Source organism: Tenacibaculum jejuense (genome assembly GCF_900198195.1).
GTDB classification, from domain to species: Bacteria; Bacteroidota; Bacteroidia; order Flavobacteriales; family Flavobacteriaceae; genus Polaribacter; species Polaribacter jejuensis.
In genome coordinates this window covers 3,913,938-3,927,655 of sequence record NZ_LT899436.1, presented here as the reverse complement: position 1 = coordinate 3,927,655, position 13,718 = coordinate 3,913,938, and the positions used below count along the sequence as shown (strand labels likewise).

The 13,718-nt window shown below is 32.5% G+C and carries 13 protein-coding genes and 1 riboswitch; all 13 genes read left to right on the top strand.

Translation table 11 applies throughout. The features are described 5' to 3' along the window. Position 1: 1 nt before the first annotated feature. The 13 genes from cobA (at position 2) to AQ1685_RS17165 (ending at position 13,656) form a co-directional block, all read left to right on the top strand. Positions 2–775: a uroporphyrinogen-III C-methyltransferase gene (cobA, locus tag AQ1685_RS17225; protein WP_095074187.1), complete on the top strand. Its 774-nt coding sequence runs from the start codon at positions 2–4 to the stop codon at positions 773–775. Continuing rightward, positions 768–1,358 (top strand): precorrin-2 dehydrogenase/sirohydrochlorin ferrochelatase family protein, encoded by a 591-nt coding sequence (locus AQ1685_RS17220; protein WP_095074185.1) that lies wholly within the window; start codon positions 768–770, stop codon positions 1,356–1,358. The genes cobA and AQ1685_RS17220 overlap by 8 nt, the downstream gene beginning before the upstream one ends. Then, a complete protein-coding gene (locus AQ1685_RS17215) occupies positions 1,355–2,410 on the top strand; it encodes an NAD(P)/FAD-dependent oxidoreductase (RefSeq protein WP_095074184.1) in 1,056 nt (351 codons plus the stop codon). The genes AQ1685_RS17220 and AQ1685_RS17215 overlap by 4 nt, the downstream gene beginning before the upstream one ends. A gap of 67 nt (positions 2,411–2,477) precedes the next feature. Further along, positions 2,478–2,804, top strand: a complete 327-nt coding sequence (locus tag AQ1685_RS17210; RefSeq protein ID WP_095074182.1) for a 2Fe-2S iron-sulfur cluster-binding protein — start codon at positions 2,478–2,480, stop codon at positions 2,802–2,804. A gap of 23 nt (positions 2,805–2,827) precedes the next feature. After that, complete coding sequence (gene epsC / locus AQ1685_RS17205; protein WP_095074181.1) at positions 2,828–3,550, top strand: serine O-acetyltransferase EpsC; 723 nt, start codon at positions 2,828–2,830, stop codon at positions 3,548–3,550. Positions 3,551–3,553: 3 nt separating this feature from the next. Further along, entirely contained in the window at positions 3,554–4,441 is an 888-nt protein-coding gene (gene cysM / locus AQ1685_RS17200) for a cysteine synthase CysM (protein WP_095074180.1), read from the top strand. Between the two features lie 159 nt (positions 4,442–4,600). Beyond that, positions 4,601–4,716, top strand: a riboswitch (SAM riboswitch). Positions 4,717–4,764: 48 nt separating this feature from the next. Further along, the gene (locus AQ1685_RS17195; protein WP_095074178.1) at positions 4,765–5,775 is read left to right on the top strand and encodes a homocysteine S-methyltransferase family protein; all 1,011 of its coding nucleotides are present in this window, start codon (positions 4,765–4,767) and stop codon (positions 5,773–5,775) included. A gap of 14 nt (positions 5,776–5,789) precedes the next feature. Further along, a complete protein-coding gene (locus tag AQ1685_RS17190; RefSeq protein ID WP_095074176.1) occupies positions 5,790–6,800 on the top strand; it encodes a homocysteine S-methyltransferase family protein in 1,011 nt (336 codons plus the stop codon). Between the two features lie 23 nt (positions 6,801–6,823). Further along, positions 6,824–7,183, top strand: a complete 360-nt coding sequence (locus AQ1685_RS17185; protein WP_095074174.1) for a four helix bundle protein — start codon at positions 6,824–6,826, stop codon at positions 7,181–7,183. A gap of 2 nt (positions 7,184–7,185) precedes the next feature. Then, positions 7,186–9,894 carry a methionine synthase gene (gene metH, locus AQ1685_RS17180; RefSeq protein ID WP_095074172.1) on the top strand — a complete coding sequence of 903 codons (2,709 nt, stop codon included), beginning with the start codon at positions 7,186–7,188 and terminating at the stop codon, positions 9,892–9,894. 164 nt (positions 9,895–10,058) lie between these two features. Next, a complete protein-coding gene (locus AQ1685_RS17175) occupies positions 10,059–10,298 on the top strand; it encodes a hypothetical protein (RefSeq protein ID WP_095074170.1) in 240 nt (79 codons plus the stop codon). A gap of 17 nt (positions 10,299–10,315) precedes the next feature. Then, the gene (gene metF, locus AQ1685_RS17170) at positions 10,316–11,272 is read left to right on the top strand and encodes a methylenetetrahydrofolate reductase [NAD(P)H] (RefSeq protein WP_095074168.1); all 957 of its coding nucleotides are present in this window, start codon (positions 10,316–10,318) and stop codon (positions 11,270–11,272) included. An 83-nt stretch (positions 11,273–11,355) separates the two neighbouring features. After that, a complete protein-coding gene (locus AQ1685_RS17165) occupies positions 11,356–13,656 on the top strand; it encodes a S9 family peptidase (RefSeq protein ID WP_095074166.1) in 2,301 nt (766 codons plus the stop codon). The last annotated feature ends 62 nt before the right edge of the window (positions 13,657–13,718 follow it).

Sequence of the window (13,718 nt, the reverse complement as noted above, 5' to 3'; positions counted from 1 at the left end):
GATGAACGTAATTCCAAAATTAACTATAGTAGGAGCAGGACCTGGAGATCCTGAATTAATCACATTAAAAGCAATTAAAGCATTACAAAGAGCAGATGTTGTATTATATGACGCTTTAGTAAATGCAGAATTGTTAGATCACGTGAATCCGAATGCTGAGTTAATTTTTGTAGGAAAACGTCGCGGTTGTTACCGATATCAACAAGAACAAATCAATGAGTTAATTGTTGCCAGAGGAAAATCACACGGACACGTGGTTCGTTTAAAAGGTGGAGATCCTTTTATCTTCGGAAGAGGTTCTGAGGAAATGGAATATGCAGCGCAACACGGATTAGAAGTGGCAATGGTTCCAGGAATTTCATCATCAATAGCAGTTCCAGCGTATCAAAATGTACCATTAACAAAAAGAGGTAGCGCAGAAAGTTTCTGGGTAATTACAGGAACTACAAAGCAGCATAAACTTTCTGAAGATGTTGCGTTAGCAGCAAAATCAAATGCAACAGTTGTGATATTAATGGGAATGGGGAAACTTTCTCAAATCACAAGTTTGTTTGAACAAGAAGGAAAAGGAGACGTGCCTGTAGCAATTATTCAAGAAGGAACAACACCACAAGAAAAAGTTGGAGTGGGAACTGTAAATACTATAACAGCAGTAGTTGAAGAAAAACGACTAAGTAATCCTGCAATTATAGTTATTGGAGAAGTAGTAAGACATAGAGAAATCTTAGCAAATATTCAAAATGAAGTAGGAGTAAAAGAAGTTACAAATGGTTGAAGAAAGAAATAATTTATATCCTGTATTTCTTAAGGTTAAGAATTTACAGGTGTTAGTTGTAGGTGGAGGTTTTGTTGCAGAAGAAAAACTTACGTTTCTGCTAAAATCAAGTCCAGATGCAAAAATTACGATTGTTTCTCCAATGTTTAGAGAAGGAACAAAAGCTTTAGCAGAAAAAGGTGATGTTACGCTAATTAATGATGTGTATAAAACTTCGTATTTAGATGGAAAACATATTGTGATAGCAACAACAGATATTCCTGAAATAAATGTTGAGGTTTACAAAGACTGTAGAGCGCAAAGTAAGTTGGTAAATGTAGCCGACAATCCACCATATTGTGATTTTTATATGGGAGGTGTAGTTACCAAAGGAAATGTAAAAATTGCAATTTCAACCAATGGAAAATCACCTACAACAGCAAAAAGATTACGACAATTTTTTGAGGAAGTAATTCCAGATAAAATAGATGACCTCGTGCAAAATTTGAACGAGTATAGAAAAACAATTAAAGGAAATTTTGAACAAAAAGTAGAAACATTAAACGAGTTTACTAAAGGTTTAGTAGAAAAGATAGAAAAATGATAGAAACAGATATATTAATAATAGGAGCAGGACCAACAGGTTTATTTACAGTTTTTGAGGCAGGATTATTAAAATTACGTTGTCATTTAATAGATGCATTAGCACAGCCAGGTGGACAATGTTCAGAGATTTATCCGAAAAAACCAATTTACGATATACCAGCTTATCCTGAAATTTTAGCAGGAGATTTAACTGAGAAGTTATTAGAGCAAGGAAAACAGTTTCAGCCAGGTTTTACTTTAGGAGAACGTGCAGAAACAATCGATAAACAAGACGATGGAACATTTATCGTTACAACAAATAAAGGAACAAAGCATAAAGCACCAGTAGTTGCAATTGCTGGAGGTTTAGGAAGTTTTGAACCAAGAAAACCTAAGATTGATAATTTAGCTCAGTTCGAAGATAACGGAGTTGAATACATGATTAAAGAACCTGAATTATATCGTGATAAAGATGTTGTAATTGCAGGTGGTGGAGATTCCGCTTTAGATTGGTCTATTTTCTTAACAGATGTTGCAAAATCAGTAACATTAATTCATAGAAGAAATGAATTTAGAGGAGCCTTAGATTCAGTAGAAAAAGTTCAAGAATTAAAGAACTTAGGAAAGATTAATTTAATTACTCCTGCTGAGGTAAAAGGAATTCTTGGAGACGATAAAGTTACTGGTGTTGTTGTAGAGCAAAAAGATAAAGAACCATTTATAATTGATACAGATCATTTCATTCCTTTATTCGGATTAGCTCCAAAACTTGGGCCGATTGGAAATTGGGGATTAGAAATTGAAAAGAATGCTATTAAAGTCGACAATTCTTTAGATTATCAAACAAACATTCCTGGGATTTATGCCATTGGAGATGTGAATACGTATCCAGGGAAATTAAAATTAATTTTATGTGGTTTCCATGAAGCTACCTTAATGTGTCAGAGTGCATACAAAAGAATCTTTCCAGATAAAAAGTATGTCATGAAATATACAACTGTAGGAGGAGTAGAAGGTTTCGACGGAACTAAAAAAGAGGCGCCGAAAGCAGTAGTAAAAGCTATCAATTAGCACTGAGTATTAAGTCTAAAGTCCAAAGTACTCAGGGCTTAATACTAGTTTCTTAATACTGAAAGAAATGGATATCAATATAAAAATAAAAGACAGAGAAGGTGTAATTCATGATGTAGTTGCTCCGACAGATATGGCAATGAACTTAATGGAAGTTGTTCGTTCATACGAGTTAGCTCCAGAGGGAACCATAGGAATCTGTGGAGGAATGGCCATGTGTGCTTCTTGTCAATGTTATGTTACGTCTAACCATGAGCTTCCAGAAATGTCTGATGATGAAGATGCAATGTTAGCAGAAGCTTTTGATGTTGAAGATAATAGTAGATTAGGTTGTCAAATACAAATGACACCAGATTTAGAAGGTTTAGTAGTAGAGTTAGCTCCAGAAAGTTAATTATATTTATATAAAAAATTAAAATGCAATTCAGTAATTACAACTTATCACTAAAAGACGATGTAGAATACTTTACAAAACAATTATTTTATGCATTGTTTGAAGACGTTTGTCAAGAAAAGGCAAATCATTTAAAAGGTAAGTTTGTAAAAATCTTAAAAGGATTGTCAATCGAAAAGTATGATGAAATTTGGATGTACTATCAAACATCATTCTGCGATATCCGAAAGAAATTAGATTTAGATGCAAAAGCTTTTGAAAATACAGATCCAGCTTGTAAAAGTTTAGGTGAAGTATATTTAGCGTATCCAGGTTTTCACGCCATAGCGATATATCGTTTAAGTCATGAGTTGTATAAAATTAATGTACCAATTTTACCTCGAATGATGAGTGAATATGCGCACAGTTTAACCGGTGTAGATATTCATCCAGGAGCAACAATTGGAGAAGCTTTCTTTATCGATCACGCAACAGGAGTCGTAATTGGTGAAACTACAATTATCGAGAATAATGTTAGTATTTATCAAGGAGTAACTTTAGGTGGAATTCAAGTAAAAAAAGAATTAGCCGAAGTGAAAAGACATCCAACGATAGAAAGTAATGTTACCATTTATGCAAATGCTACAATTTTAGGAAATATTGTAGTAGGAGCTAATACGGTAATCGGAGCAAATGTTTGCATCACAAAGTCTATAGAGCCAAATTCAACTGTGATTTATAAATCACAAAATAGTATTTACAACTAGTATATGAACGCAAAGAATATTACAGATTTTGTAGGAAATACACCTTTAGTAGAAGCTACAAATATTATAAATAAAAAAAATGTCCGTTTATTTTTAAAGTTAGAAGGACATAACCCAGGAGGAAGTGTAAAAGACAGAGCAGCGTATTACATGATTTCTGAAGCTTTGAAAAAGAATAATATTAAAAAAGGAGATACTTTAGTAGAAGCAACAAGTGGAAATACAGGAATTGCACTTGCATTAATGGCAAAAGTTTTAGGATTAAATATGGTGTTAGTAATGCCAGAACATGCGACTATAGAACGTGTGAAAACAATGCGAGCTTATGGAGCAGAAGTAATCTTAACACCATCTGAAATTGGTATGGAAGGTGCTATTGACCATGCTCTAGAATTAAAATACAAGAAAGGATATTTTAGATTAAATCAGTTTGATAATTTAGATAACCCAAAAGCACATTACAGCACAACCGGACCAGAGATCTGGAGAGATACCGATGGTGAAATAACTCATTTTGTTTCTGCTATGGGAACTACAGGAACAATTACAGGAGTTTCAGATTATTTGAAAGAAAAAAATAAAGATATTACTATAGTTGGTGTACAACCTAAAGAAGGAGTTCGTATTCCAGGAATTCGTAAATGGCCAGAAGAATATTTACCAGCAATTTTTAAAAGAGAAAAAATTGATAAAATATTAGAGGTAAATCAGGAAGAAGCAAAAGCGATGACTATTCGTTTAGCTCGTGAAGAAGGAATTTTCTCAGGAATGAGTAGTGGTGGAGCTGTAGCTTCAGCATTAAAATTAGCAGAAACATTAGACGAAGGAATTATAGTTGCAATTATCTGTGATCGAGGAGATCGTTACTTGTCATCAGACATTTTTGTATAGAGAATTTTAGTTCGATTGTCGTCGAAAATTTATAAATAAAAAGCCTTTTCATTTTTTGAAAAGGCTTTTTAAGCTATTACGTTGTAGTTTTTTAAAACTAATTCTTTGTATAGTAAAAAATAAACTAATAAATTTGTAATTCAGTTCATAAACATTTTATAGTTATTAAGAAAGGTGGAGGGAATAGACCCTTTGAAGCCTTAGCAACCCTTTGTGTAAACAAAGAAGGTGCTAAATTCTACTTCAATATTTAAAATATTGTGGAGAGATAACCCAAAGAATACTTCTTCTTTTCCTGATAACTTACCAAATAAATATCAGGAATGTCACACAACATTTACTCAGAAATAGAAAAACGAATCCTTGTACTCGACGGTGCGATGGGAACTATGATTCAGGAATATAAATTCACTGAAGAAGATTATAGAGGCGAAAGATTCAAAGATCATCATATACTTTTAAAAGGTAATAACGACTTGTTATCGCTAACACAATCTCATGCGATAAAAGAAATTCATAGAAAATATTTAGATGTAGGAGCTGATATTTTAGGAACAAATACGTTTTCAGGAACTACAATAGCCATGGAAGATTACGATCTTGAAGAAATTACATATGAAATAAATTACGAGTCGGCTAAACTAGCTAGAGAAGTCGCTGATGAGTATACAGCTAAAACTCCAGATAAACCTCGTTTTGTAGCTGGAGCTATGGGTCCAACTAATCGTACTGCTAGTTTATCACCAGATGTGAATAGACCAGAATATAGAGCAATTACATACGATCAATTAAGAAAAGCATATAAAGAACAAGCTGAAGCTTTATTAGATGGTGGAGCAGATATTTTATTAGTTGAAACCATATTTGATACTTTAAATGCAAAAGCGGCATTATTTGCAATAGATGAAGTACGAGAAGAACGTAAAACACAAATTCCGATCATGATTTCTGGAACAATTACAGATGCAAGTGGTAGAACTTTATCGGGACAAACAGTAGAAGCGTTTTTAATTTCAATGTCTCATATTCCATTATTAAGTATTGGATTCAATTGTGCTTTAGGAGCAGAACAATTACTTCCTTATTTAAAGAGATTATCAGATAAAACTAACTTTTACACCTCTGCATATCCAAATGCAGGTTTACCAAATGCATTCGGAGAATACGATCAAACTCCAGAGGAAATGAGAGATTTATTAGAACCGTATTTTAAAGACGGAGTAGTAAATATTATAGGTGGTTGCTGTGGTACAACTCCGGCATACATAAAGCGAATAGCAGAAGTTGCAGCGCAATACAAACCAAGACAATTTAAAAAAGAGATTTACAAGTAAAGAAATATAGTGTAATGAGTACGATTCATTCAGAAATAGCAAAGAGAATTCTTGTGTTAGATGGTGCTATGGGAACCATGATTCAAGAATATAAATTTACAGAAGAAGATTTTAGAGGAGAACAATTTAAAGATCATGCTTTACCATTAAAAGGGAATAACGATTTATTGTCAATTACTCAACCTCACGCCATAGCTGAAATTCATAGAAAGTATTTAGCAGTAGGAGCAGATATTATTGAAACAAATACATTTTCTGCAACTTCTATAGCTATGGAAGATTATAAATTAGAACATTTAGCATATCAGTTAAATTATCAATCTGCAAAATTGGCAAAAGCCGCAGCAGAAGAATATACAGCAAAAACTCCAGATAAACCTCGTTTTGTCGCTGGTGCTTTAGGCCCAACTAATAAAACGGCAAGTTTATCTCCAGATGTAAACAAGCCAGAATATCGAGCAATTACTTTCGACAATTTAAGAAAGGCATACAAAGAACAGGTAGAAGGTTTAGTAGATGGTGGTGTAGATATGGTATTGGTAGAAACCATCTTTGATACTTTAAATGCTAAAGCAGCGCTTTTTGCAATAGATGAAGTAAAAGAAGAAAGAAACATTGAGTTACCTATTATGGTTTCTGGAACAATTACAGATGCAAGTGGAAGAACACTTTCTGGACAAACAGTAGAAGCATTTCTAATATCGATGTCACATATTCCATTGTTAAGTGTAGGATTTAATTGTGCTTTAGGAGCAGAACAATTACAACCTTATTTAAAAAGATTATCAAACAATACGAATTTTTACACATCTGCGTATCCAAATGCAGGTTTACCAAATGCTTTTGGAGAATACGATCAAACTCCAGAAGAAATGAAAGCATTGATTGAAGGATATTTAAAAGACGGAATTATAAATATAATCGGAGGTTGCTGTGGAACAACTCCAGCACATATTAAAGGAATAGTTGAGGTTGCAGAAAAATATAAACCAAGACAAATACAGTTGTCTGTTGTAAGTAGCTAGCTGTTTGTTTTAATATAAACAAGATGAAAAAATATACAGATTTAGAAGTGTGGATAAAATCTAGAGCGTTAGTTAGTCAAGTATATACGTTAAGTAAAGACTTTCCTGCAGAAGAAGTATATGGGTTAACTAGTCAAATAAGAAGAAGTGCTATATCAATTCCGTCTAATATTGCTGAAGGTTGTGGTAGGCAAACTGATAAAGAGACGATACATTTTTTATATATAGCTAGAGGTTCTTTGTATGAACTAGAAACTCAATTATTCCTATCAAAAGATCTGTCATATATAAATAACATAGCATTAGAAGAAGTGCTAGCACAAATTCAAGTAAGTATGAAGTTGTTAAATGGATTTATAAATTATTATAAAAGTAAAAGTTGATAATGGAAGAGGTAACTAAAAACCAAGAACAAATTACGATCAACCAAAATAGATATTTAAAACTATCAGGTTTAGAACCCTTAATCATAACACCTGAAAGTAATTTTATAAATGTAGGAGAAAGAACAAATGTAACTGGTTCTCGTCGATTTTTACGATTAATTAAAGAAGAAAAATATGGCGAGGCATTAGCTGTAGCAAGAGATCAAGTTGATGGAGGCGCACAGATTTTAGATGTAAACATGGATGAAGGAATGCTTGATGGTGTTCATGCTATGGTAACATTTTTAAATTTGATTGCTTCAGAACCAGATATTGCTCGAATTCCAATTATGATCGATAGTTCTAAATGGGAAATTATCGAAGCGGGATTACAAGTAGCACAAGGAAAATGTGTAGTAAATTCTATCTCTTTAAAAGAAGGAGAAGAGAACTTCATTCATCAAGCAAAACTGATAAAAAGATACGGAGCTGCAACAATTGTTATGGCTTTTGATGAAGTAGGGCAAGCAGATACTTATGAAAGACGTATTGAAATTTGTGAGCGTTCATACAGAATTTTGGTAGATAAAGTAAAGTTTGCCCCAGAAGACATCATTTTTGATCCAAATATATTTCCTGTAGCTACTGGAATGGAAGAGCATCGAAAAAATGCGTTAGACTTTTTTAATGCTACAAAATGGATTCGAACAAACTTACCATATGCAAGTGTTTCTGGAGGAGTAAGTAATGTATCTTTTTCTTTCCGTGGAAATAATACAGTACGTGAAGCAATGCATTCTGCTTTTTTATATCATGCCATTCAACATGGAATGAATATGGGAATTGTAAATCCTACCATGTTAGAAGTATATGATGAAATTCCTAAAGATTTATTAGACCATGTAGAAGATGTTTTATTAGATAGAAGAGATGATGCTACTGAACGTTTATTAGATTTTGCTGAAACAGTTCGAGGAACAAAAAAAGAAGAAGATTCTAAAAAGTTAGCATGGCGAGAAGAAGCATTACAAGATAGAATTACCTATAGTTTAGTAAAAGGTTTAGATGCTTTTATTGAAGAAGATGTTGAAGAAGCAAGACAACTAGTAGATCGACCAATTCAAGTTATTGAAGGTAATTTAATGACAGGGATGAATGTAGTTGGTGATTTATTCGGAAGTGGAAAAATGTTCTTGCCTCAGGTGGTAAAATCAGCTCGTGTAATGAAAAGAGCTGTAGCATATTTACAACCTTTCATCGAAGAATCTAAAGATAGTGCTGCTTCATCTGCTGGAAAAATCTTGATGGCAACGGTAAAAGGGGATGTACATGATATTGGTAAAAATATTGTGAGTGTTGTTTTGGGTTGTAATAACTATGAAATTGTTGATTTAGGAGTAATGGTTCCGCCAGAAAAAATAATTGAGGCTGCTAAAAAAGAACAAGTAGATGTTATTGGTTTAAGCGGATTAATTACACCGTCGTTAGATGAAATGGTGTATTTGGCCAATGAAATGGAAAAAGAACAAATGAATATTCCATTATTAATTGGTGGTGCTACAACATCAAAAGCACACACGGCAGTTAAAATTGCACCAAAGTATACCAATTCTGTAGTGCATGTTAACGATGCTTCTCGCGCAGTTACTGTTGTTGGAGATTTATTACAAGAGAATAATAAAGTTTATAAAGAACAAATTCGAACAGAGTACGATAAGTTTAGAGATCAGTTTTTAAACAGAACAAAACAGAAAAATTATATCTCATTAGCTGAAGCTAGAGAAAATAAATTCCAGATAGATTGGGAAACTTCAGAAATTAAAGAACCTAATTTCTTAGGAACTCAGGTTATTGAGAATCTGGATTTAAAAGTGCTGTTAGATTATATTGATTGGAGTCCGTTTTTCAGATCGTGGGATTTACATGGAAAGTTTCCAAATATTTTAACCGATGAAATTGTTGGAGAACAAGCCACAGAATTATATAAAGATGCGCAAGTTTTATTACAAAAAGTAATCGATGAACAATTACTAAAAGCAAAAGCAGTTTTTGGTCTGTTTCCAGCAAATACAGTAAATGAAGATGATATTGAAGTATATAACGAAAAGGAAGAAACTCAAGCTACTTTCGTAACACTTCGTCAACAATTAAAGAAAAAATCAGGGGTACCAAATATTGCATTGGCAGATTTTGTAGCACCAAAAACAACTGGAAAGAAAGATTACGTAGGCTGTTTTTGTGTATCAGCAGGTTTCGGAACTCAAGAATTAGCAACAGCATTCGAAAAAGATAACGACGATTATAATTCAATTATGATTAAAGCTATTGCAGATCGTCTGGCTGAAGCTTTTGCAGAATACTTACATAAAGAAGTAAGAACGAAACATTGGGGATATGCAAATCAAGAGAACTTATCTAACGAAGAATTAATTAAAGAAAGCTATAAAGGAATTCGTCCAGCTCCAGGTTATCCAGCGTGTCCAGATCATTTAGAAAAGAATATCATTTGGGATGTTTTAAAAGTAGAAGAAACTATTGGAGTTAAACTGACTGAAAGTTTAGCCATGTGGCCGGCAGCAAGTGTTTCTGGTTACTATTTCGGAAATCCAGAATCTAAATATTTCGGTTTAGGGAAAATAAAAGAAGATCAGCTAAAAGATTATGTCAACCGAAGAGGTAATTCTTTAGAACATGCAAAAAAGTGGTTGAATCCAGTACTTGCAGATTAAAAAATATTAGGAATGTATAATGATAAGTTCGTGTCAATCTGAACTTGTTTCAGGTTCTCATTAAGAATTGTTAAATGACTTTATAAGATTCTGAAATATTTAAGTTAATTCAGCACAAGTAAATTCGGAATGACGTTAGAACGCAAACATTCAATAAAAATAAAATGAGTAAAAGATTTATAGAATTAAAGTTAGGAAGCCATCAAATTGTTCATGGTTTTGATGATCAAAATAAAGAAATAATTGAAGAAGTAACTGTCGATGGTTTTAATAAAAAGCTAGTCAATTTAGATAGAATAAAATCTGTTAGTGAAAAATTTATTCTTACAGATTATGCCCACGGAAGATGGATTTATTGGGAATATGAAGGTGATATTAATGAAATACGACAGCAGTTACTTTAACAGATAGAAAATTAGAAATGAAGGTTACAGAACATATAAAAAAGGCAAAGGGGAAAACGTTATTTTCATTTGAAATTGTTCCACCACAAAAGGGACAAAATATTCAGCAATTATATAACAATATCGATCCGTTAATGGAATTTAAACCTCCGTTTATAGATGTTACAACATCTAGAGAGGAATACATTTACATTGAAAAAGAAAACGGATTATTAGAAAAGAAAATTACTAGAATGCGACCAGGTACGGTTGGTATTTGTGCTTCATTAAAATATAAATACGACGTAGATGCCATTCCGCATGTATTGTGTGGTGGGTTTACAAAAGAAGAAACAGAATATGTTTTGGTCGATTGTCATTATTTAGGAATCGACAATATTATGGCGTTACGTGGAGATGCTAGAAAAGATCAACAATATTTTCAGGCTTCTAACGGTGGAAATAAATTTGCATCAGATTTAGTAAAACAAATCAGTGATTTAAATAAAGGAAAATATCTACACGAAATTATCGAAACTCCATACAAGTCAGATTTCTGTGTGGGAGTTGCTGGTTATCCTGAAAAGCATTTAGAAGCACCAAGTATCGAATCTGATTTAAAACGATTAAAAGAAAAAGTAGATTCGGGTGCAGATTATGTGGTTACGCAAATGTTTTTTGATAATCAGAAATATTTCAATTTCGTTGAAAAAGCAAGAGAAGCAGGAATTAATGTGCCTATTATTCCTGGAATAAAACCAATTGCTGTAAAACGTCATTTACATGTATTACCACAAGTTTTCCGATTAGATTTACCTCAAGAGTTAGTAGAGCAAATCGAGGCATGTAAAGACAATAAACAAATACGTGAAGTAGGCATTCAATGGGCAATTCAGCAAAGTAAAGAATTAATTAAAGCTGGTGTTCCGGTGTTACATTATTATTCAATGGGAAAATCAGATAACATTATGAAAATAGCCAAAGAAGTTTTTTAAAAAATAGAAACTGTTTGTAACAATTTGTGAGGTGAGTATACTAACTTATATAAAGTCAGATTAATAACCTAAAACAAATTCAAATGAAAAAAAGCAGTCATCTATTAACACTTTTACTTTTTGTAGTTAGTGTTGCTGTAGGAAGTGCTCAAAAAATTACAGGTTCTTGGAAAGGAACATTAAAAGTTCAAGGTATGGAAATGCCTTTGGTTTTTAATATTTCTGAAAAAGACGGAGCATTTTCTTCAACTATGGATAGTCCATCTCAAGGAGCGACAGGAATTCCAATGGATACAACTACGTTTACAGATAATACATTAACAATTGTATTCAAAAAAGCAGGGATTAATTATTCAGCAAAATTAGAAGGAAAAGAGTTCAAAGGAACTTTTAAACAAGGAGGTATGGAAATTCCATTATCATTGCAAAAAACAGAAAAAACGGTTCCTGGAAATCCAGCATTGGTTTCTTCGGAGCAAGATTTAAATAAACTTTCAGCTTTAGAGAAAGGAACGTACAAATATTCCGTGGAAGATTATTTTGCAAATCCAAAAGGAAGTTCATTCCGCTTTTCACCTGATGGAAAATATTTATCATATAAAGAAAGTGATGCTAATGGAAAGCAACATGTATATGTGAAAAATACTCAAACAGGAAAAGCAAAAAGAGTTATTGAACAAAAAGAAGAATTAATCAGAGGATATGGCTGGTTAAATTCTAATCGCCTTTTCTATACTATGGATAAAGGAGGAAATGAAAACTACCATATTTATGCTGTAAATTTAGACGGAAGTAATAATAAAGATTTAACTCCTTTCGAAGGTGTTAGAGCTAACTTCGAATCTTTATTAAGAGAAGATAAAGATCATATTATTGTTCAATTAAACAAAAACAATCCACAAATTTTTGAGCCTTATAAACTGAATGTAACTACTGGTGAAATCAAGCAATTATTTGTAAATAAAGATGCAAGTAATCCGATTTCAGGATACCAGTTCGATAAAGACGGAAATTTAAGAGGTTACACGAAGTTAAAAGATGGTGTAAATATGGAGGTGTATTATGAAGATGGAAAAGGAGGATACGAATTATGGAAACAATTAAATTGGAAAGATAGTTTTGGTATTATTTCATTCAATTATGCCACAGATTATCCACACGATGCTTATGTGTTAAGTAATTTAGAAACAGATAAAGCAGAGATTTTATTATATGATTTAAAGAAGAAAAAAACGATCAAGAAAATTTTCTCAAACGAAAAGTACGATGTTGGAGGTTTAGGATTATCTAAAAAGAACAACTATGCTATCGATTATTTATCGTACGAAGGAGAAAAGAATATTTTAATTCCTGTAAGTAAAACCTACAAAAAAATAGATAAAGCTGTAAAGAAGCAACTTCCTGGAATGCAATATTATGTTACTGGAAAAACAGATGATGAAACTAAATTTATGTTATACATCACTAGTGATAAAGTTTATGGTATTTATTACATCTACGATTTAAAGAAAAATGAATTAAAAGAGATTTATAATACAATGCCTCAGTTAAATCCAGAAGATATGGCTGAGATGCGCCCGATTACATTTAAAAGTAGAGATGGTTTAACAATTCATGGATATATCACTTTACCTAAAGCGGCTTTAAATGGAGAAAAAGTTCCTGTAATTGTAAATCCTCATGGAGGTCCGCAAGGAATTAGAGATTCTTGGGGATTCAATCCAGAATCACAATTGTTTGCAAGTAGAGGTTATGCTACGTTACAAGTTAACTTTAGAATTTCTGGTGGATATGGAAGAAAATTCTTAGAATCAGGATTTAAAGAAATTGGTAGAAAAGCAATGGATGATGTAGAAGACGGATTAAAATATGTTACCGAAAAAGGTTGGGTAGATGCAAATAAAGCTGCAATTTATGGGGGAAGTCATGGTGGTTATGCTGTATTAAGAGGTTTAACTAAAACTCCAGATTTATATGCTTGTGGTGTAGATTATGTTGGTGTGTCTAACTTATTTACATTCATGAAAACTATTCCTCCTTATTGGAAACCTTATTTAAAAATTATCAAAGAAATTTGGTACGACGAAGATGTAGCTGCTGAAAAAGCAATTATGAACGAAGTTTCACCAGTTTTCCATATCGATAAAATCAAGAAGCCTTTATTTGTAGTCCAAGGGGCAAATGATCCTAGAGTGAATATAGATGAGTCAGATCAAATTGTAAAAGGACTTAGAGCTAAAGGTGTAGATGTTCCTTACATGGTAAGATATGATGAAGGGCATGGTTTTGGAAAAGAAGAAAATAGAATAGCTTTATACAAATCTATGATGGGATTCTATGCAAAACATCTTAAAGGAAAAGTTCAAGAGCCAATAAAACATTAAGAAATAATACATATTGATAATTAAAAAACCGAAATCCTAGTTTACCTAAGGTTTCGGTTTTT